This is a genomic window from Kosakonia sp. H02, assembly GCA_030704225.1.
Lineage (GTDB): Bacteria > Pseudomonadota > Gammaproteobacteria > Enterobacterales > Enterobacteriaceae > Kosakonia.
In genome coordinates this window covers 2,530,425-2,550,635 of record CP131915.1, presented here as the reverse complement: position 1 = coordinate 2,550,635, position 20,211 = coordinate 2,530,425, and the positions used below count along the sequence as shown (strand labels likewise).

Below are 20,211 nucleotides of genomic sequence, written 5' to 3'. Positions count from 1 at the left end.
CTTACAGCCGCGTGATTATACGAAAAAACCGTAATTCCGAAGTGAAATTACGGTTTCGTTTTGTTACATCATTAACATCTTATTTCGACACATCTGCCCCGAAGTATTTCTGTGAAATGCGTTCGTAAGTGCCGTCAGCTTTGATCTCTTCCAGCGCTTTATCAATCGCTGCTTTCAGTTCCGGGTTGCCTTTGCGGATAAGCACGCCGGATTTATCTGCATCGGACTGCGTCGCGACAATTTTCACCGGTGCGTCAGGCTTGTGTTTTTTGAAATCGAGGAACGACAGGTTGTCGTTGATGGTCGCGTCAGCACGCCCCTGGACCACCAAATCTACAGACTGATTGAAGCCGTCGGTCGGCACGATCTCCGCGCCGTAATTACGGGCGATCTGCGCAAAGTTACTGGTCAGCGAATGGGCAGATTTCTTGCCTTTCAAATCTTCGAAACGCGTAATGTCGCTGTTTTTGCTGTTCACAATCAGCACCGCTTTTGATGCGATGTACGGCTCGGAGAAGTCATATTTCTTCTGGCGTTCCGGCGTAATGCCGACCTGGTTAATCACCGCGTCATAACGCTTCGCATCGATACCCGCAATTAGCCCATCCCATTTGCCTTCAACGAACTGTGCGTTGACTTTCAAACGCTTAGCAACCTCCTGGCCGATTTCGACATCAAACCCTTCCAGTTTGCCGGAGGCGTTATGGAAGGTGAACGGCGGATAAGTGCCTTCGGTGCCGATTTTCAGCACGCCTGCGGACTGAATTTTTGCCAGGTCATCCTGTGCCAGCGCCGCGTGAGCAAAACCAAGCTGCATAACCCCGGCAATAATGAGTGTTGCGAGTGCCTTCATGTGTGTTACCCCGTAATGAGTGTTATTGATTCGCCCCGATATCCGGGAGCGCAGTGCTTAAAGAGGCGATAAACTCCGCGGTCCGGGGTTTCTTCGCATCCAAAAAAAGTTGTCTGGCGCTCCCGGCTTCGACGATTTCCCCGGCTTCGAGGAACACCACCTGGCTGGCAATATTCGCCGCTAAGCGCAAATCGTGCGTGGCCATAATCATGGTGGTCCCTTCCTGCGCGAGTTGGCGCAGGACCGCCACCACTTCGCCGGACAACTCCGGGTCGAGGGCCGAGGTTGGCTCATCACACAACAACACGGCGGGAGAGGGCGCAAGCGCGCGGGCAATCGCCACACGCTGTTGCTGGCCGCCAGAAAGCGTATTGGGCAGCGCATGGCGCTTGTGCAACATGCCGACTTTCTCCAGCAGCGCTTCACCGCGCTTGCGGGCGTGGTTGCGATCCCATTTATGCACCGTCACAAGCCCTTCAGTGATGTTGTCGAGAGCGGTCATATGCGGAAACAGCGCAAAGTTTTGAAACACCATCCCCGTCTGGCGGCTAATGCGGCGGATATCATGGCCCTTAATGCGCCCATTCGGCGTAAACGTGATGCGCTCAGTACCGATAGTTAATTCACCCGATTGCGGAATTTCCAGCAGGTTAATACAGCGCAATAGCGTGCTTTTACCGCTGCCGGAAGGGCCGATTAACGTGGTCACCGTGCCTTCTTCAATTGTTAAATTGATATCCCGCAGGACACGGTTGTCGTCAAAACGTTTATCAATGCTGGAGAGCGTTATCACTGACCTTCTCCTTACTTGTCGTGCCCGCAAATTTCCGTTCCAGCTTCTCCTGCAAGTGAGATAAGACAGAACTGAAGAACAGATAAATCACCGCAGCTTCGCTATACAAAATTAACGGTTCGTAAGTCGTGGCCGCAATTTGTTGCGCGGCGAGAAACATCTCCGGCACGGTAATGACCGAGGCCAGCGAGGTATCTTTCACCAGTGAGATAAAGGTATTGGATAACGGCGGCACGGCGATGCGCGCGGCCTGCGGCAGGATTATCCGGCGCAGCGCCTGCGCCCAGGTCATGCTGATGGAATGTGCTGCTTCCCACTGGCTTTTCGGCACGGCGAGCAGCGTGGCGCGAATCACTTCCGAGGTATACGCGCCAATATTGACCGTAAAACCAATCACCGCCGCCGGAAACGCATCAATCGTAATCCCGGCGCTGGGCAGCGCGTAAAAGATTAAAAACAACTGTACCAGCAGAGGTGTGCCACGAATCAGCCAGACATAAAACCGGACGACCGGTTTTAAAAACGCCGGCCCATACAACCGCAACAGCGCGACAATAAACCCGAGCGACAGCCCGAGAATAAAGGAGATAAGCGTTAATGGGATGGTGAATTTTAGCCCTGCGGATAGCATCGGCCAGAACGAATCAATCGCTAAGGGTAACCATGTTGGCACTACGCACCTTCCGGGAAAACATGCTGCCAGAAAGCGCTGGCAGAATGAAAAAATTATTAGCTCAGTTAATAATTCTGATGCTGTATTAACGCGGATTATATGCTTTGCGCTCAACGCGAAAACGAATATATCCGCATAACGTTAGGCCGAAATGTACTAAGGCATGCCTTTTCGCTACAAGTCACACGCTGCGAATTCCCCCTCTTTGCACCATTTGGGTGTTTTTTAATCTTTACTGCACCAAATGTGGGCACCAATAAAGTGCGTAAAAAATGATCGCTTTGATGCGAATTCAGACAATTCAGTCAATTACGTATTGGCATTTTTCTTGCAGTTCCATTTAGTGAAACCGTAGTCCCATTAAATGAGACTTGCTATGTCCATATTAGAAACCACCGCCAGCATCCTGAAATTGATGGTGGAGCGCCAGGGGGCGATCCGCATCAGCGATGTTATTCAGCAGCTTGGTATGCCAAAAAGCACCGCTTCACGTGTGATGAGCCAGCTTGAATCTTACGGCTATCTCGAAAAAGACAATGTGCACGGCACCTTTTTGCCAGGCCCGTTAATTATGTCGGCCTCGCACCTGGTGAACCGCCAGCTCACGCTTAACGACCACGTCGATGCCGCGCTGCGCAGCCTTTGCGAACGCACCGGTTATACCGGCTATATCTCGATGCTGGATAACCAGGAGATCCTGGTGCTGCGGGTGATCCACGGCCGCCAGGCGTTACCGGTCGTCACCTGGCCTGGCTCGCGCTCTCCCGCCTGGGGAACCTCCACTGGCCGGGCGCTGCTGGCGCGTTTTACCGATACCCAATTGCATGATTTCTTCGCCAGCCCGCTGGTGGTTTCACAACTCACTGGTAGCCCACAGGATGTCAGCCAACTTGTTGCCGCTGTTGCGCGAACCCGGGACGCGGGTTATGCGACAGCGGTTAACGAATCCGTCGCCGATACGGCTTCCGTGAGCTGCGCGGTCGGCGACCCGGCCACCCATGAAGCCGTGGCGTTCTGCCTCTCTTTCCCACAACAGCTTGCCACCCCTGAAGAGTTGCAACGGATAGCGACATTACTGAAAGAGGCCGCCATCGCCATCGCCGGGAAAACCGGCGACACGCAGGTGAGCAGTCCACTTTGATTTTTTTCCTTTTGCCAATACCAGGAGAATAACCGTGAGTCAGACCGTCCCTTGTGAAACGCAGCCGGAAAAGCACGAGAGCCATCCACGTGCTTTTGCACCGGCCACTTTGTTAATGCTATTGGTATTAAGCATCTTTGGCGCTGTTATTGGCGTACAGCTCCTCACCACCCTTGGCGTGACGCCGAACACGGCGATCATTGGCGCAATGGCGGCGATGATCATCGCCCGCATTCCGCTTCAGTGTTTTGCCCGTTTTCGATCGATTCATATCCAGAACCTGGCGCAGAGCGCGACGTCTGCCGCCACCTTTGGCGCGGCGAACTCGCTGCTGCTGCCGATCTCCATTCCGTGGTTATTTGGTCATAACGAAATGGTGATGCCGATGTTTATCGGCGTGTCGCTGGCGATGCTGCTTGATGCCTGGTTGCTCTATCGTTTGTTCAACACCCGCATTTTTCCGGCAGAAGGCGCATGGCCGCCGGGCATTGCGGCGGCGGAGTCGATTAAAGCCGGGGATCAGGGCGGCAAACAGGCGGCGCTGCTCGGCACCGGCATTGTGATTGGCGCGGTAGGCTCATGGTTTAAATTTCCGATGGCCGCGCTGGGTACGGCGTTTATCGGCAATATCTGGGCGCTCGGTATGCTTGGCATCGGTTTCCTGCTGCGCGGCTATTCCGAATCGCTGTTCGGCATTGATATCAACAAACTCTATATACCCCACGGCGTGATGGCGGGCGCGGGCGTCGTTGCCTTATTCCAGATTGCGCGCCTGATTGGCAAAAAGGCGCCTGAAGCGACAGCACAACCTTCCGCCGACGGTGACGCACTGCCGCTGGCGCAAAATGAGCAGATTGGCAAAACCATTCGCTTAGGTGCGCTCGGCTTTGTTGTGCTTTCCGCGCTCATCGCCCTTGGCAGCGGCCTGTATGCCCATCTCTCTTTACCGTGGCTGATTGCTTTTATGCTGTATGCCGCGTTTGCCGCTTTCCTGCACGAAATGATTGTCGGCCTCGCCGCGATGCACTCTGGCTGGTTCCCGGCGTTCGCCGTGGCGCTCATCACGTTACTTATCGGTATTTTGATTGGCTTCCCGCCGGAAGCGCTGGCGATGCTGTGTGGCTTTTCCGCCGCCACCGGCCCGGCGTTTGCCGATATGGGGTACGACCTGAAAGCTGGCTGGATCCTGCGCGGTAAAGGCGAACATAGCCGTTTCGAACTGGAAGGCCGCCGCCAACAGCTGATTGCCGCCATGCTGGCCTTTGTCGTTGCCATGCCGGTGGTGCTGTTTATCTTCCGCGACTACTTCTCGCAGGGGCTGGTGCCGCCGGTGGCGAAAGTCTATGTCGCCGCCATCAACGCCGGGGTTTCGCTTGATATCGCTAAATCCCTGCTGATGTGGGCCATTCCGGGTGCCATCATCCAGTTGCTTGGCGGGCCGGGTCGCCAGATGGGGGTGATGGTGGCAACGGGGCTGTTAATTAATAACCCGCTTGCAGGCTGGGCGGTGATGATTGGTATCACCATTCGCGCCGTTGTCCTGCGGGCGGGCGGCGAGCCGATGCGTAACAAAATCGAGGTGCTGGCGGCGGGTCTGATCGCCGGGGACGCCCTGTTCAGCTTCTTTAATTCCGTCCTGCCGGGCGGCAAAAAGTAATCACGCAACATCAGAGAAAATATTATGAGCTTACAACAAACACTACAGGTCTTTGAGTTACTCGACAGCGCGTATGCCAGCGGCGAAAAGGTGAAAACCCTGCTGGCGGGCTATCGCAACATTGAGGTAAGCGTGAAAGCGGTAAGCGGCCCGAAAGGCAGCACCGACTTCGTGAAAATCGTGATTCCGGGTACGGAAGGGAAACGCAGTGGTGGCACAGCGCCGACGCTTGGCATCGTCGGGCGACTGGGCGGTATTGGCGCGCGACTGGGGCGTATTGGCCTGGTATCCGATGCTGACGGTGCCGTTGCGGCCGTTGCCAGCGCGCTTAAACTGGCTGAAATGCAGCGCCAGGGCGACACGTTGCCAGGCGATGTGATTGTCACCACCCATATCTGCCCGGATGCGCCAACCCGCCCGCATGAGCCGGTCGATTTTATGGATTCGCCGGTGGAAACCGAAGATATGAACGAGCAGGAAGTCTCCGACGAGATGGATGCGGTGCTCTCAATCGATACCACCAAAGGCAACCGCATCATCAACCACAAGGGGTTTGCCATTTCGCCGACGGTAAAAGAGGGCTATATCCTGCGTGTTGCAGACGATCTGTTGCGGGTAATGGAAATGACTACCGGTCAATTGCCGGTGACTTTCCCGATTACCACCCAGGACATTACGCCTTATGGCAACGGGGTTTACCATCTCAACAGCATCCTGCAACCGTCGATTGCCACTGCGGCTCCGGTAGTCGGTGTGGCGATCACCGCCGTCAGCGTCGTGCCGGGCTGTGGCACCGGCGCGAGCCACGAAACGGATATCGCGCTGGCCTGCAAATTTGCGGTAGAAGTGGCGAAAGAGTTCACTCGCGGTACCTGCCAGTTCTTTGATAACGCGGAGTACCAGCGTTTGCTCTCTCTGTATGGCTCGCTGGCGCATCTGCAAAAACGCCAGCCGGGGGTGTGAAATGGCAATCCGCAAAATCGGTACGCTGACCATCGGCCAGGCACCGCGCAGCGACATCACGCCGATCCTTGAGGCGGCATTACCGGCGCAGGTGAGCTGCCTGCATGCCGGGGTACTCGACGGGCTGGATGATGCAGAAATCGCGGCGCGTTTTGCCCCGCAGCCGGGCGATGCGCTGCTCACTTCGCGTTTGCTCGATGGCCGCGCCGTGGTCATGGGCAAACCGGCCGTGGGCGAAGCGCTCCAGCAGAAAATCGACTGGCTGGAAGCGCAAGGCTGCGAGATCATCGCCATTCTGTGCACCGGTGAGTTTCACGGCTTACGCAGCCAGAAAGCCTGGCTTCTTGAGCCGGATCAGATCCTGCCGCCGACGCTGAATGCGCTGGTCGGCAAGCGCCGCGCCGGGATCCTCGTGCCGCTGGAATCCCAAATCGCCAGCGAACTGGAAAAATGGCGCGGCGCAAAACAGACCCCGGTTTTTGCCGTGGCCTCGCCTTACACGGCCAGCGAAGCAGAAATCGCCGCTGCGGCCCGTTCGCTGGAGGCGCAGGGCGCAGAAGTGATCCTGACCGACTGTATGGGTTACACCGGCTGGCATCAGGCGATCTGTGCGCGCCATGTCGCGCTGCCGGTGGTGCTGTCGAATAAGCTGCTGGCCGATCTGCTGCGCAATCTGCTCTAGAAGGAGACGAACATGAACCTGTTGTTGCTGAGTAATTCGGTGCTGCCGGGCAGCGATTATCTGCACTATGCGCTGCCGCTGCTGAAAGCGCAGCTCGGCGGGCGTCGCAAGGTGGTATTTATCCCTTTTGCGGGCGTCACGCAAAGCTATGATGCCTACACCGATAAAGTCCGGCGGGCGCTGGCGGAGCTGGATCTTTCGATCACCGGTATTCACACCGTTGATGATGCAGCAGCCGCGATTGCCGCTGCGGATAGTGTGATGATCGGCGGTGGCAATACCTTTCATCTGCTGAAGAGCTGCCGTGAACGCGGCTTGATCGAACCGATCCGCCAGGCGGTGAGTAATGGTGCACTGTACGTTGGCTGGAGCGCCGGGGCGAACCTGGCCTGCCCAACCATTCGTACCACCAATGACATGCCGATTGTCGATCCGGGTGGGCTGGATGCACTCAATCTGGTGCCGTTACAAATCAACCCGCACTTTACCAACGCGCTGCCTGCCGGGCATCAGGGCGAAACCCGCGAGCAGCGGATCCGCGAACTGCTGGTGGTCGATCCGAAGCTTGAAGTCATCGGCTTACCGGAAGGGAGCTGGATTTCCGTGCAAAACGGCCACGCGCAGTTGGGCGGCAAGAAAACGGCATTGCTGTTTAAAGCCAATGAAGCGGCGATCCCGCTGGCTGCCGACCACCGCTTTTACTGAGGGGGCATGATGTTAGGCATTATTCGTGTATTAACCCATGACGATGCGCATTTTGTGCAAGAGCACGGGCGGCTGATCCAGCAAGAGTACGGCATTGCGTCAATCAGCCGCTGCATTGAGGATCAGCGTAACGGCATTTTTGATGCGCAAAGCGAAGCGCTGGCGATACCTAAAATCGTGGCGCTGGGCAAAGCGTTGCAAGAGCAGGGCTGTAGCATGCTGTTTCTGAGCTGCGCTGCCGATCCTGGCCTGGCGCAACTGCGTGCTGCGGTTTCGGTGCCGGTCGTCAGTGCGGGAAGCGCATCCGCCAGCATTGCCGCGATGCTCAAACGCCCGGTGGCGGTGATGGGCATTGGCGCCGCCGCGCCTGCACCGTTTCGCGCGTTGCTCGGCGAAGATGTCCGCTACGCGCGACCGGAAGGGGTGACGAAAACGACCGATCTCCTCACGCCAGAGGGACGAGCCAGCGCGCTGGCCTGCGCCGATATGCTTTACCGGGAGGGGGCGGAAATCATTGCGTTCTCCTGCACCGGCCTTTCTACTATCGCCCTGGCCGATGCCATTCGCACAAAATTAGGCAAAACCGCCATTGATGCCGTCAGTGCCGCCGGTTTGTTTGCCAGTCAGTTGGCATAATACTGCCCGGCCCGCTTGCGGGCCGTAATTATTCTGCAATTAACCCGCTATTTTATAAAAATAGATAAAGAAAAATTACCTGATTTAATAAAGTACGCGCTTTAAAGAGAACTAATTTAAAGCCGTTGTAATCAGGACGTTTCTTTATTGCTTACCAATTGCCTTCATTAAGAAAAGATTATTCTTAGCATTTGGCTAATGAAATTGATGCAATAAACGGTAATATATTTTCCGACGTTTGTACTCTGCAAACGATATTTATCGTTCACGTCTCATTGCATCGTAATTAAGGGATTATAATGAAAAGCCTATTTAAAATGAATAAGATCTGCTCTTCGCTGGCGTTAATCGGCATGATGAGTTTGAGTAGCCATGTTTTTGCAAACACCGATTATGCGGATACAATGCCATCCATTGAAGGTAAAAAATTACTGGTCGGTTATTGGCATAACTGGGATCAGGGTTTCTCCGGCGATTATGAACAAGGTTACCCTTTAAAACTGGCATTAAAAGATACGCCAAAAGAGTATAACGTTGTCATGGCATCGTTTATGAAATCGGCTGATGGCAAAAGTATGCCCACATTTGTGCCCTATTACGGCACCGATCAAAGCTTCCGTGCGGAAATCGCTGCGCTGAATGAGCGCGGGCAGGCGGTATTGTTATCCCTCGGCGGTGCGGATGCGCATATTGAGCTGCATGAAGCGAACGGCGATACCCAGCATTTTGCCGACGAAATTATCCGACTGGTTGATTTATATGGTTTTGACGGTCTGGATATCGATCTTGAACAGAGTGCGATTAAAAAAGCCGATAATGAAAAGGTTATTCCTGCGGCACTGAAAATGGTTCGCGATCATTATCAGCAGCAGGGTAAGCATTTTATTATCAGTATGGCCCCTGAAATTCCTTATCTGACCAAAGCGAATCCGCAATATCAAAATTATATTAATAACCTTACCGGTTATTACGATTTTATCGCCCCGCAATTTTATAACCAGGGCGCATTTGGTATTGGCTTCCAGCCGGATGACACCAGCAAAGACGGCTGGTGGGTGAATTACGCGCAGAATGATGACAGCAAAAAATATGAGTTCCTTTACCATTTCAGTAAGGAAATTATTACTGATAAGCATGGTCTTGTTGCGGTGAAAATTCCGTCCAGCAAACTGGTGATTGGCCTGCCGAGTAACGGTGCGGCCGCCGCAACCGGGTTTGTGAAAACGCCAGAAGATGTGTACCGCGTCTTTGCGGATATGGAAAAAGAGGGATTACCGCTCAGAGGGTTAATGACCTGGTCTATTAACTGGGATGAAGGTGAAAACGTGAATCATGTTCCGTTTGCCGGCCAGTTCCGTAAGGCCTACACCAAACTGATTCACGATGGCAGCGTGATCGAAACACCGGAAAAAGACACCACCGCGCCGAGCGTACCGGCGGATTTACATGGCAAGGCTACGGCGACCAGCGTGCATCTCACCTGGAAAGCCTCTACCGATGCCGCCTCCGGCGTGAAAAATTATGAAGTGTTCCGTAACCAGCAAAAAATTGCCGATGCCAGCGGAAATACCTTTACCGATGAAGATCTGACCGCCAACACCAAATACGCTTACAGCGTAAATGCGGTGGATGGAGCAGGGAACAAATCGGCTTTATCGGCGGTGCTGAACGTTACCACCACGGACCATAGCGACGAAGAAGATGAGCAGAGCTGGCCGAAATATCAGGCAGGTTTTGCCTATAAAGCGGGCGATATTGTGGTGGCGACCGATGGCAAGCTGTACCAGTGTAAGCCACATCCTTACACCGCCTGGTGTGGCGGCCTTGCCAGCGCGTATGCACCGGCAACCGGCAGCGCCTGGCAGATGGCCTGGGATAAAGTCGTTAAATAAACCACGTGATATATCTGATTATTGCCCCCGCTTGCCGGGGGCATTGATTACCGATCTTCAGGCAATAACAGCGGTTGCAACTGCCGCCACACCGCCGGGCTGGCTGCCCAGGCGGTATTGCCGCGCGTTAAGCCGTCGTTGGCGAGAAAATCGTTGTGCAAGCCACCCGCTTCTTTGATCAACACCAGACCGGCCAGCGCATCCCAACTGTGCAGGTGCGCTTCGAAATAGCCGTGCACCAGCCCTGCGGCAACATGGGCCAGCATTAGCGCGCCCGCACCGAAACGGCGGTGTTCAACGCCATGCTCCAGCAAGGTTTCAATCGCCTGGGTGTATTCGCGCGGTGCGCTGCGACTTGAGCGGCCAACGCCAAGCACAATGGCGTCTGGGGACGGGTCAGCAATCATTAAGCGGCGATCGTTTAAGAATGCCCCTTTGCCCGCTTCGGCAAAGAAAAACTCGTTCCTGTCCGGTGCGTAGATAATCCCCATCTGAATGACGTTGCCACTGACATACGCAACCGAAATGCACCAGTAATCCATTCCAAGAATAAAATTGGTGGTGCCATCAATCGGGTCAATCACCCAGACGCCATCACTGCCGGGTTCCAGGCCACGTTCTTCGCCGAGCAGGCCATCCTGTGGACGCTGCGCCTTCAACCATTCGCGCAACTGGGTTTCTACATACACATCTGCCTGTGAGACGAAATCCTGGCGGCCTTTCTGTTCAATGGTCAGCCCGTTATCACGAAGCTGTTTCGCCTCCTGACCAAGACGACGAATCAATGTGCAAAGTGCCTGGGTAAACGCTTCTGTCATAGATGAACTCTTAGCCAATACGTGGCGATGTTTGTCGGTGAATAAGATCAACCTTAACCCACTCGACGCGGGAAGGCTGTAACGGATTTTTGGCCCGCTCCAGCAGGCGCGTCAGCGCCCGGCGTGAGATTTCCGCCACATCCTGATGCAGCGTGGTGAGCTGGTAGCTGAACTGACCGCTTTGCGGCGTGTTATCAAAGCCAATCAACTGGAAGTCTTGCGGCGCGAATTTGCCGCGCTGGCGCATGCCGTCGAGAAAGCCGCAGGCCAGCTGCGCGTTGGCGCAAAAAATTCCATCGGGTAGATCGCCTTCGCAGGCGAGCGCGGTCTGAAAACCGCCGGTGTAACCCTCTTCATTTGCCATGAACGCCCTGACAGCCGTGACGCCGTACGCCCGTAACGCCTGATAAAAAGCATCGCCGCGCATTCTGCCCGCCCAGGTGGAATCACAATTATTAAGCCAGCCGAAGTGGCGACAGCCAGCGCGAAAAAGCTGGTCGGCGGCAAGGTGGGCACCGGCACTGTTATCGGAGCAGACAAAATCTACCCGCGGAATATCCGGATCCCGGTTAATGCCAACCACCGGAATTTGCTGGCTGACGCATTCGTTAACAATGGCTTCCGGCGGTTTGCCGGAGGTGACGACCACCCCGGAAACGCGAAACTGGGTAAAACGGCGCAGCGTGGTCACCAGATCCTGCTCGCCGGTAATTTCCGTCACCAGCGCCTGGTAGCCGCGCCGTTGAATTTCATGCAGCAAGCCTTCGAGCAGGCTACTGCGAAACGGATCGCCAATCCGCGCCACAATCACGCCAATCAAATGGCTGCGCTGGCGGTTTAGCCCCTGGGCGAGAAAATTGACCTGGTAGCCCAGTTCCTGCGCGGCACGCAGTACTTTCTCTTTGGTTGTTGGCGAGATACTCCCGTTGTTGCTCAACGCCCGTGACACCACGGCGCGGGAGACGCCCGCCCGTTTCGCCACGTCTTCGGCGGTGACTGTCTGTTTAGGCATGGTTGGGGGCAATCTCGCTCTTTCGCAGATCAAAAAAACGTCCATCCTGGCTAAGAAACAGCCCCGGATACAGAGCGCAAGCCTGCGCCAGTGCCGTAAGCCCGGTGCAGTGATCCGGGTGAACATGGCTGAAGTAGATCGCATCAATGTCATTAACGTCGAGGCCGCGCTGCCACAGCGCGCGTGGGATTGTCGGGCCGCAGTCAATCAGCCACTGGCGATTTTCAGCGTCGATAATGCGGATAGCCGAGGTATTTTGCTGCAACGAGAAGGCGCTGCCGCAACCCAGAACATCTATTTTCATTTCGCCTCACCAAAAAACATGCTGACTTAATTAAATTGTCACAAACAGGCGACAAAGTAGGCTCACATCATGTCGGTACAAAGTTGCAAATTTTTTACAAATAAATGAACACGTGTTCATCCCTGTAAATAAATGCCGAAGAAAGGATCGCACGTGAGTTATTTGCATATTGAAAAGCTGAAAATTGGCTATGGCGATAATATCGTGCTGCACGATATTCAAATCGCGGTCGAAAAGGGCGAAATGATTGCGCTGCTGGGGCCGTCTGGCTGCGGAAAAACCACATTACTCAACGCATTATGCGGTTTTATTCCAGTGCGATCCGGCACGATTGCGATCGCGGGTCGGGATATTACTCACAGCACGCCGGAACAGCGAAATATTACCATGGTATTCCAGAGTTATGCTCTCTGGCCGCATTTTACCGTCGCACAAAATATCGGTTACGGCTTAAAAGTACGTCGCTGGAAAAAAGAGGCGATTCAACAACGAGTGCAGGAATTATTAAAAATCGTCAACCTTGAAAGTTATGGGGATATAAAAGTCACCGCGCTTTCCGGCGGCCAGCGGCAACGTGTCGCGCTGGCACGTGCGCTGGCGATTGAACCCGATGTGTTGGTGCTGGATGAGCCGCTGTCGAACCTGGATGCCAAAGTGCGCCTGAACGTGCGCCATGAAATCAAAGCGCTGCAAAAAAAGCTCGGCTTTACCTCGCTGATTGTGACCCACGATCAGCAAGAAGCGCTGGTGATGGCGGATCGCGTGGCGGTGCTCAATAACGGCCGTATCGAGCAAATCGGCACACCGGAGGATATTTATCACCGCCCGGCCACCCCCTTTGTCGCCGATTTTATGGGCGCGGATAACTGCATTACGCGTACGGATGACGGTGGCAAAACGCTCTATTTTCGCAGTTCGGATGTGCGCATACACCGCCTGCTGGCACAACCGGAACCGCAGGGTTTGGTGCTGGAAGGGATTGTCGAAGAGAGCGCATTTCTTGGTCATCACTATCGCCATAGCGTGCGTTGCGCCGGGCAGCTCCTGCTTGCGGATTCACCCCAGTTCTGGCCTGCCCGAACGCCGGTGAAACTGCACGTGCCTGAACCTGCGCTGCATGTGTTTGAGACAACTTTGTAAGCCAACCAACGTTATTTTTACAGGGGATAGAACATGTCCGTAAAAACGAAACTCGCTGTAATAGCCGCCTTCACGGTGGGTTATGGGATGCAAACTGCGCACGCCGAAACGGTACTCAATGTCGCGACGGCGGGCGATCAGAACATGGTGGATTACGTCAAAACCTGGCTGGGACCGAAGTTTGAAGCCGCGCACCCGGGGGTAAAAGTACAGGTAGTCGGGACTGGGCCGGGCGATGCCGGGTCGAATAAAATCCTCGAAAAGCTCACCGCACAGCAGGAAAGTGGTGCGAAAAGCTGGGATATCGACGTTGCGGTGGTGCACCAGGCCGCAGGCGGCCAACTGGTGGAAAAAGGGCTGCTGGAGACGTATCGCCAGGGGATCACTACCGGTTCAATGGTCAGCGCCGATAACGCGAAAAACGCCCTTGGCGTCAACGTTGAGGGTTACGTGATGCCGATGTTTTTAAGCCAGACGGCCATCGCGTATAACAGCGATCTTATTAAAACGCCGCCGAAATCCTACGACGAGCTGGTGCAATGGTCGGCGAAAAACCCGAAAGCATTTGGCTATAACGGCATTAAAAACGGCATGTCCGGCGTCAGTTTTGTTGTCGGCTGGATGTACGCCTACGGCACGGACGCAGAGCGTTTGTCAGCATTGCCGTACGATAAAAGCGTCGAGAAAGGGTGGGATCAGGTGTACGCCAAACTGAAAGCGTTCAACCAGAATGTCACGTTTACGCCAGGCAATGCCGGCACGCTCGATATGCTAAGCCGGGGTGAAATCACCATGGGGCCGGTGTGGGTTGATATGTTCTATAGCTGGAAAGATCAGGGCAAATTGCCGCCATCAATCAAGCTGGCGTTAATTTCGCCGGGGATGCCGGGGCAACCGATGTACTACGTCGTGCCAGCCCACGCGGCGCAGGCCAAACTGGCGAAGGAATTTATCACGCTGGCGACCAGCCCGGAGGTGCAGGCACAGGGCATTGTGAAGCAATTTAACTGGTATCCGGGCATCGACGCGAAATACGTCAAAGACAAGCTGGATCAGGCCACCTGGCAGAAATTGTTTGCTGAAATCTCGCCGGAGGATTTAGCGAAGAACGGCAAAAGCTTCCCGATTAATCAATACTTTACCGATATCAAAGAGGGCTATGAAAGCCAGGTATCGAACTGACTGACGCCCGCGCCCGGGGTGTTGCTCCGGGCTTTTTCGTTGTGATAACTCAGGTTTCCCATGCGACACACGATAAAATCCCTTCTGCTGGTTGGCCCGGCGACGCTGATGATAGCGCTGTTTTTCCTCTGGCCGCTGGGCTTTTCGCTGGTCTCGGCGTTTACCCGCGACACGCACACTTTGACGCTGACGCACTTTGCGAAAGTGTTCGCGCTCTATTCCAACGACATGGTGTTCACGCTGATTATTGTGCTGGTTTCGCTAGTGATTCTCGCGCTGCTGTCGATAAGTATTTCGGCCATTATTGTGCTCTCGCCCTGGCAAGGCATCGTCAGGGCGCTTGCGTTTTTATACCGTTTGCCGCTATTTATTCCCTTTATTGTCACCGCGCAGATGATGCGCACCTTCCTGGCTAAAAATGGCCTGATGAATAATGTGCTGGTGGCCGCCGGGATTTTTACGCCGACGGAAACCACGTCATTCCTCGGCTGGAGCGGGATCATTATTACTTTTGTCTGGAAACAGATGGCGTTCTCAACCCTGTTGATTTGCGGTGCGATGTCGGCGGTGGAAAGGGCGCATATTCTGGCGGCGAAAAACCTCGGTGCGTCGCGCCTGCGCATTCTGTTCGACATTATTTTGCCGCAGGTACTGCCCACCATTGGCGTGGCGATGGTGCTCTCAACCGTGACCATGATGTCCGTGCTCTCTGTGCCGCTGATGATTGGTACTGGCACGCCGACGATGATGACCGTGGATATGGCGTTTCGCGTCAATTCCTACGGTGATTACCCAGTAGCAAACGCGATGGGGGTGATTTCGTACCTGATTTGCGCGCTGTTGTCGTGGTTCTATTTGCGCCACAGTTTGCAGGCGAAAGGAGCGCAGGGATGAACAGGTGGCGACAAAAAGTGCGCGGCAGCTTTATTTTGCAAACGCTATTGCTGACTTTTCTTATGCTGGCGCTGTTTGGCCCGCTGCTTAATTTGCTGCTCTGGACGGTAGCGGAAAGCTGGTTTTTTCCGCATACGTTGCCGAGCCAGTGGGGACTGAAATACTGGGGCCAGGTATTTAGCCCGTACAGCGATATTTCAGGATCATTGTCGATAAGCGTGGTGATTGCGCTGCTGTCGGTGCTGGTCTGCTTGCTGATTTCGGTGCCGGCAGGTTACGCGCTCGCGCAGCGTTCTATGCCGTGGCGTACGTTCTTTATGCTGCTTTTTTTGATCCCGCAGGCGTTTCCCAACCTGACGATATATATGAATGTCGCGCGGCTATTTTATCAGTGGGGATTAAACGGTACGGTTGCCGGTGTGGTGCTGGTGCACAGCGTGCATGGCTTGATGTATTCAGTCTGGATAAGCGTTGCGGCGTTTTCTTCACTCGATCCGCTGCTGGCAAGAGCGTCGCGCAATCTTGGCGCCGGGCCGGTCTACACCTTTTTTCATATCATCCTGCCGCAGGCCGCACCGGGGTTGATTGCCGCCAGCATCTTTGTGTTTCTGGAATCGCTGGATGAGTTTACCGCCACCTTTTTTGTCGGCGCGCCGGACATCACAACATTGCCCATTTTGCTTTATACCGCCAGCATGTCGGGGAATTATCAGGTGTCATCGATTACCACGCTGATTCTGCTGGTGCCATCTGTGTTGTTTATGCTGGTGATTCAGAAATTCATGCGCCCGGAGATGCTGGCAAAGTTGGGAAAATAAGCCTTTGATGTTGCAAACAACCCGAGCGCGTTATTTATCAGGTAATTACCACCGGCCATTCCGGCGGTGCTTTGCGGGAAATTTCTTCCATCACGGCAACCATGTTTTGCCAGATGTGGGAGAAATCCATCACCGTAATGCCCAGCAGACCGGTGGCAAACCAGCATGCCGCGACTAATCCCATGCCGCTGCTGATCACCGCAAGGCCGATATAATCAGCACGACGAAAGCGAATGTTCAGCGTACTGGCCATAAACATCAATAATGCGCTCAATAACTGCCAGCGAAACAGCACGACGCTGGTGGTAAGGGTTGCCATGAAACTATCCTCAAAAGAATCGAAACCGGGCGAACAGAGGCGTGCGCAAAGCGTTGACGCGGATGTCCGCAGGGTTAGCACTACAAGGGAAAAGTGTTCCGCGTGTTCGGAATTTGTGAACTGTATCACATTTGTTGTTTTATTCACCAGTACAAAAACAGACCTTATCGCCTGCCAGATATAGCCATAATTTATTAAGGATATATTTTATATTTGCACTTAAGTGAAATCTGAATGGGGTAATAAATTCGGGTGATATTTAGCATCCTAATTGCCACAACATTTACAGTTTTCATATCATATATTATGCTGATTAAGACAAATTAATAAACCTGTGAATGATGACTCAGGGTTCTGATCTTAATCGATATATTTTTCGCGTAACGTTTGTTGTACACGCGATGATTTATCCGAGTACCTTTGCGATTAATGCATTTCTGGCGACTGCTTATTTCTTCCTGACTTTATCATTGCGGGTCGGTCTGGCGTTTTTTAACCTGCGAATGAAAAAAAATGAAAAAACAACATTCAGCCGTACCTCCGGGTGACGGCGCAGTGGCGCTCACTCTTCTGGCCAAACTGATGCCGTGGCTCACGGCGCAGCGTTCAACAGAAGAGATATTGCATACGGTCATTACCGCGCTCGGGGCACGCCTCGCATGGGTGGTGGTCAGGCAGAACGGCGAATGGCAGATAGCCAGCGCCGGTGCGCCTGGCTGCACACTTCAGGAAGTGCAAACCCTGCTTGAACACTCACAGCTTCGCCGCCATCATCGTGCCTGGCGCGTTATCTGCTGGCGGCGACACGTGGGGACGCTATTATTCCCGGATAATGAAATTGCCGCGCATAAACTACAAAGCGGTATTTTGTGCAAGCTGAATTATAAAGATCCCAGCCTTGACGGTTATTTCTTTTTGGCTTTTTCACAAACGCTGCCATCTTTATCAATAATTAAGCGTGTGACCATTATTCTGGTGGAAAAATTAAAAGATTATCTCGCAGAAATTATTGCCAGTGAGCGCACAGCAAAAGAGATGCAGCGCATTGTCTCGCAATATAAAGCACTGTTCGATCGCGCTCCGGTATTAATGAATTGTTTCGATAAGTCTAACCGCTGTGTTTTATGGAATGGCGAATGCGAGCGTTTATTTGGCTGGAGTATGAAAGAGCTTAACCAGCAGGCCGATCCCTTAGCGCTGTTTTTCCCCGACCCGGAAGTGCGGCAGAAAGTGCGTGCTGCGGTGAATACGTCGCCTGCCGTCGATATGCATGAATGGCATCCGATACGCCGTGATGGACAAACATTGACGGTGCTGTGGTCAAATATTCTGCTGCCTGACCACTCGGTTCTCAGTATTGGCCTGGATATCACCGAGCGTAAAAAGGTCGAGCGGCAACTGGAAATGAAGGCCACCATTGACGATCTTACCGGCTGCTATAACCGCTTCTCTTTGCTGCGTAAATTAAAAGAGGCGCTGGTGGCGTGTCAGCCCGACGATCCGCGCAGCCACTTCAGCCTGCTGATGCTGGATCTCGATCACTTTAAAAGTATCAATGACCGCTGGGGTCATTTAACCGGTGACGCCGCGCTTATTCATTTTTGCGAACAGATCCGTGAACACAGCGATCCGTCATGGATTTTTGGTCGTCTCGGAGGTGAGGAATTTCTGATTTTAATGCCACAAACAAATGGCAATACGGCGCTGCGTTTTAGCCAAAAAGTTCGCGCCGCATTAACGCAAACGCCATTATTAAGCGGGGGTGAAAAAATAACCTTATCCTTTAGCGCTGGTTTAGTATTTGTTAGCGAAGAGCAAACCGACACGTCTGTTTTACTTACGCTTGCGGACAATGCGCTGTATGACGCGAAACGGGCCGGGCGCAGTAAAACGGTGGTCGCCGGAGCTTGTTAATAAATAAGAAGAACGGCGACCTCAACAACGGCTGGAAGGAATAAACATGTTCCCTAAAATAAACATCGGGCACACTTTCAGTTTAACTTACGGTGGAATAATCTCATCATCACGTAATATTAGGTTCTTAAAGAAAAAAGTCGGTTGCTAATATCCTGTGTTTCATGCAACGTAATCACCTGTTTAGTAAAGCATCCTGCCGAACAGTAAAAAGGCACATCCAATGCAGGGATACAGGCGGACATGAATCATAGCGTGCGTCGCATGATGCTCAAAATTGGCGGAATCATCCTGGTCGTTTTCATACCGGTGATGCTGTCGCTATGGTTTGCTCATATCCGCGCCGTAAAAGAAACCGATACGCAACTTCGCTCATTTGCCCTCCAGGCGCTAAATAAGACCGACGTGGTTATCCAGCAAGTGGATATCGTGCGCCGCGCCGCCGCAAAATATCAGGGACAACGCTGCACAGCCGAACATCGCGCCGCCATGCTCAATATTGTGCACGGTAGCCAATACGTTGCTGATTTAATTTATGCCGAGGGTAACCACTTGTTATGCTCGAGCGTCATAACGCCCGCGCAATCGTATGCTATTTCACCCGCTGATTATAAACCCCGCCCCGATGTCGCTGTTTATTACTATCGCGATACTCCTTTATATGCTGGCTATAAAATGGTCTACATGCAGCGTGGAAATTATGTCGCGGTGATTAATCCGCTGACCTATAGCGATGTCACATCAGACGATACTGATCTGGCATACGGTATTTATGACACCTTTTCCGGCGCATTTTTTTCCCTGAGCCAGCATGCGCCTCTCGCCACGCTGGCAACATTGACGCACACCAGCGATATGATTTTCCGCCAGGGAAACCGTTTTTATACTGTTGCGCACTCTGCAACACGCCCGATTGCCGTTATTGTTTCGACCTCCAGCCACCGCTATTTCCAGGCGCTTTATCATCAGGCTATGTTCATGTTGCCGCTGGGGGTGATTTGCAGCGCCGCACTATTATTTCTGTGGTCACGGACACGGCGGGAATTTAACTCGCCACGTCGTATGCTCCACCGCGCCTTAACCCGACGCCAGCTTCGCCTTTATTACCAACCGATTATTGATATTAAAAACGGCACCTGCGTCGGCGCGGAAGCGCTGTTGCGCTGGCCAGGTTGCAATGGGCAAGTGATGAGCCCAACGGAATTTATCCCGCTGGCGGAAAAAGAGGGCATGATTGAGCGCATCACTGATTATGTTGTCGATGAAGTGTTCAGTGATTTGGGGCATTTTTTGGCCGGGGTGCCGCAGCTTTATATTTCGATTAATCTCTCCGCCGCCGATTTCCACTCCTCGCGGCTGATTTCACTGATTGCGGATAAAGCCCAAATGCATGCGGTACGCGCCGGGCAAATTAAGATTGAAGTGACTGAGCGCGGCTTTATTGATGTGCCGAAAACGACGCCGGTGATTCAGGCGTTTCGCCAGGCGGGTTATGAAGTGGCGATTGATGATTTCGGCACCGGCTATTCCAACCTGCACAACCTCTATTCGCTTAATGTCGATATCCTGAAAATCGACAAATCCTTTATCGACACCCTGACCACCAACAGCACCAGCCACCTGATCGCCGAACACATTATTGACATGGCGCACAGCCTGCGGCTGAAGATTATTGCAGAAGGGGTGGAGACGGCAGAGCAGGTAAGCTGGCTTTTGAAGCGCGGCGTACAGTTTTGCCAGGGCTGGCACTTTGCAAAGGCGCTGCCACCGCAGGAATTTAAACTCTGGGTACAGCAGCAACCTTCGTTAAAGTAG

At 53.4% G+C, this 20,211-nt stretch carries 19 protein-coding genes and 1 pseudogene; 13 read left to right on the top strand and 7 right to left on the bottom strand.

Annotation, left to right across the window (positions count from 1 at the left end; translation table 11 throughout):
• Positions 1–79 precede the first annotated feature (79 nt).
• Genes Q5705_12025 through Q5705_12015 form a run of 3 tightly spaced genes read right to left on the bottom strand, consistent with a single transcriptional unit; the run spans position 80 to position 2,319 of the window.
• The gene (locus Q5705_12025) at positions 80–853 is read right to left on the bottom strand and encodes an amino acid ABC transporter substrate-binding protein (protein ID WLI75325.1); all 774 of its coding nucleotides are present in this window, start codon (positions 851–853) and stop codon (positions 80–82) included.
• 22 nt (positions 854–875) lie between these two features.
• Positions 876–1,646: an amino acid ABC transporter ATP-binding protein gene (locus Q5705_12020; protein WLI75324.1), complete on the bottom strand. Its 771-nt coding sequence runs from the start codon at positions 1,644–1,646 to the stop codon at positions 876–878.
• Positions 1,624–2,319: an amino acid ABC transporter permease gene (locus tag Q5705_12015; GenBank protein ID WLI75323.1), complete on the bottom strand. Its 696-nt coding sequence runs from the start codon at positions 2,317–2,319 to the stop codon at positions 1,624–1,626. Before Q5705_12015 ends, Q5705_12020 begins: the two co-directional genes overlap by 23 nt.
• A gap of 376 nt (positions 2,320–2,695) precedes the next feature.
• Here Q5705_12015 and Q5705_12010 point away from each other — a divergent pair, with 376 nt between their 5' ends.
• The 7 genes from Q5705_12010 (at position 2,696) to Q5705_11980 (ending at position 9,995) form a co-directional block, all read left to right on the top strand.
• Positions 2,696–3,460, top strand: coding sequence for an IclR family transcriptional regulator (locus tag Q5705_12010; protein WLI75322.1), 765 nt, complete (start codon positions 2,696–2,698; stop codon positions 3,458–3,460).
• 115 nt (positions 3,461–3,575) lie between these two features.
• Entirely contained in the window at positions 3,576–5,117 is a 1,542-nt protein-coding gene (locus Q5705_12005; GenBank protein ID WLI79022.1) for an OPT/YSL family transporter, read from the top strand.
• Positions 5,118–5,141: 24 nt separating this feature from the next.
• Positions 5,142–6,080, top strand: a complete 939-nt coding sequence (locus Q5705_12000; GenBank protein WLI75321.1) for a DUF1177 domain-containing protein — start codon at positions 5,142–5,144, stop codon at positions 6,078–6,080.
• Between the two features lies 1 nt (position 6,081).
• Positions 6,082–6,762: an AroM family protein gene (locus Q5705_11995; GenBank protein WLI75320.1), complete on the top strand. Its 681-nt coding sequence runs from the start codon at positions 6,082–6,084 to the stop codon at positions 6,760–6,762.
• Between the two features lie 12 nt (positions 6,763–6,774).
• The gene (gene pepE / locus Q5705_11990) at positions 6,775–7,467 is read left to right on the top strand and encodes a dipeptidase PepE (protein WLI75319.1); all 693 of its coding nucleotides are present in this window, start codon (positions 6,775–6,777) and stop codon (positions 7,465–7,467) included.
• A 6-nt stretch (positions 7,468–7,473) separates the two neighbouring features.
• Positions 7,474–8,103 carry an aspartate/glutamate racemase family protein gene (locus tag Q5705_11985; GenBank protein WLI75318.1) on the top strand — a complete coding sequence of 210 codons (630 nt, stop codon included), beginning with the start codon at positions 7,474–7,476 and terminating at the stop codon, positions 8,101–8,103.
• A 299-nt stretch (positions 8,104–8,402) separates the two neighbouring features.
• Complete coding sequence (locus tag Q5705_11980) at positions 8,403–9,995, top strand: glycosyl hydrolase family 18 protein (GenBank protein WLI75317.1); 1,593 nt, start codon at positions 8,403–8,405, stop codon at positions 9,993–9,995.
• A gap of 47 nt (positions 9,996–10,042) precedes the next feature.
• Here Q5705_11980 and Q5705_11975 read toward each other — a convergent pair whose 3' ends face one another.
• The 3 genes and pseudogenes from Q5705_11975 to Q5705_11965 form a co-directional block, all read right to left on the bottom strand.
• The gene (locus Q5705_11975; GenBank protein WLI75316.1) at positions 10,043–10,813 is read right to left on the bottom strand and encodes an inositol monophosphatase; all 771 of its coding nucleotides are present in this window, start codon (positions 10,811–10,813) and stop codon (positions 10,043–10,045) included.
• A 10-nt stretch (positions 10,814–10,823) separates the two neighbouring features.
• Entirely contained in the window at positions 10,824–11,825 is a 1,002-nt protein-coding gene (locus tag Q5705_11970) for a LacI family DNA-binding transcriptional regulator (protein WLI75315.1), read from the bottom strand.
• Between the two features lie 88 nt (positions 11,826–11,913).
• Positions 11,914–12,129: pseudogene (locus Q5705_11965) on the bottom strand (MBL fold metallo-hydrolase).
• A 153-nt stretch (positions 12,130–12,282) separates the two neighbouring features.
• On the opposite strand from Q5705_11965, the gene Q5705_11960 reads away from it, so the two are divergent.
• From Q5705_11960 to Q5705_11945, 4 genes are all read left to right on the top strand, one after another.
• Positions 12,283–13,269, top strand: coding sequence for an ABC transporter ATP-binding protein (locus Q5705_11960; protein WLI75314.1), 987 nt, complete (start codon positions 12,283–12,285; stop codon positions 13,267–13,269).
• Between the two features lie 87 nt (positions 13,270–13,356).
• Positions 13,357–14,451, top strand: coding sequence for an extracellular solute-binding protein (locus Q5705_11955; protein ID WLI79021.1), 1,095 nt, complete (start codon positions 13,357–13,359; stop codon positions 14,449–14,451).
• Positions 14,452–14,511: 60 nt separating this feature from the next.
• Entirely contained in the window at positions 14,512–15,345 is an 834-nt protein-coding gene (locus tag Q5705_11950) for a sugar ABC transporter permease (protein WLI75313.1), read from the top strand.
• Positions 15,342–16,163: an ABC transporter permease subunit gene (locus Q5705_11945; protein WLI75312.1), complete on the top strand. Its 822-nt coding sequence runs from the start codon at positions 15,342–15,344 to the stop codon at positions 16,161–16,163. Before Q5705_11950 ends, Q5705_11945 begins: the two co-directional genes overlap by 4 nt.
• A 37-nt stretch (positions 16,164–16,200) precedes the next feature.
• On the opposite strand, the gene Q5705_11940 is transcribed toward Q5705_11945, so the two are convergent.
• Entirely contained in the window at positions 16,201–16,482 is a 282-nt protein-coding gene (locus Q5705_11940) for a YjcB family protein (GenBank protein ID WLI75311.1), read from the bottom strand.
• Between the two features lie 513 nt (positions 16,483–16,995).
• Between Q5705_11940 and Q5705_11935 the strand changes: the two genes are divergently transcribed.
• Both Q5705_11935 and Q5705_11930 read left to right on the top strand, forming a co-directional pair.
• On the top strand, positions 16,996–18,396 hold the full coding sequence (locus Q5705_11935) for a sensor domain-containing diguanylate cyclase (protein WLI75310.1): 1,401 nt from the start codon (positions 16,996–16,998) through the stop codon (positions 18,394–18,396).
• 243 nt (positions 18,397–18,639) lie between these two features.
• Entirely contained in the window at positions 18,640–20,211 is a 1,572-nt protein-coding gene (locus tag Q5705_11930) for an EAL domain-containing protein (GenBank protein WLI75309.1), read from the top strand.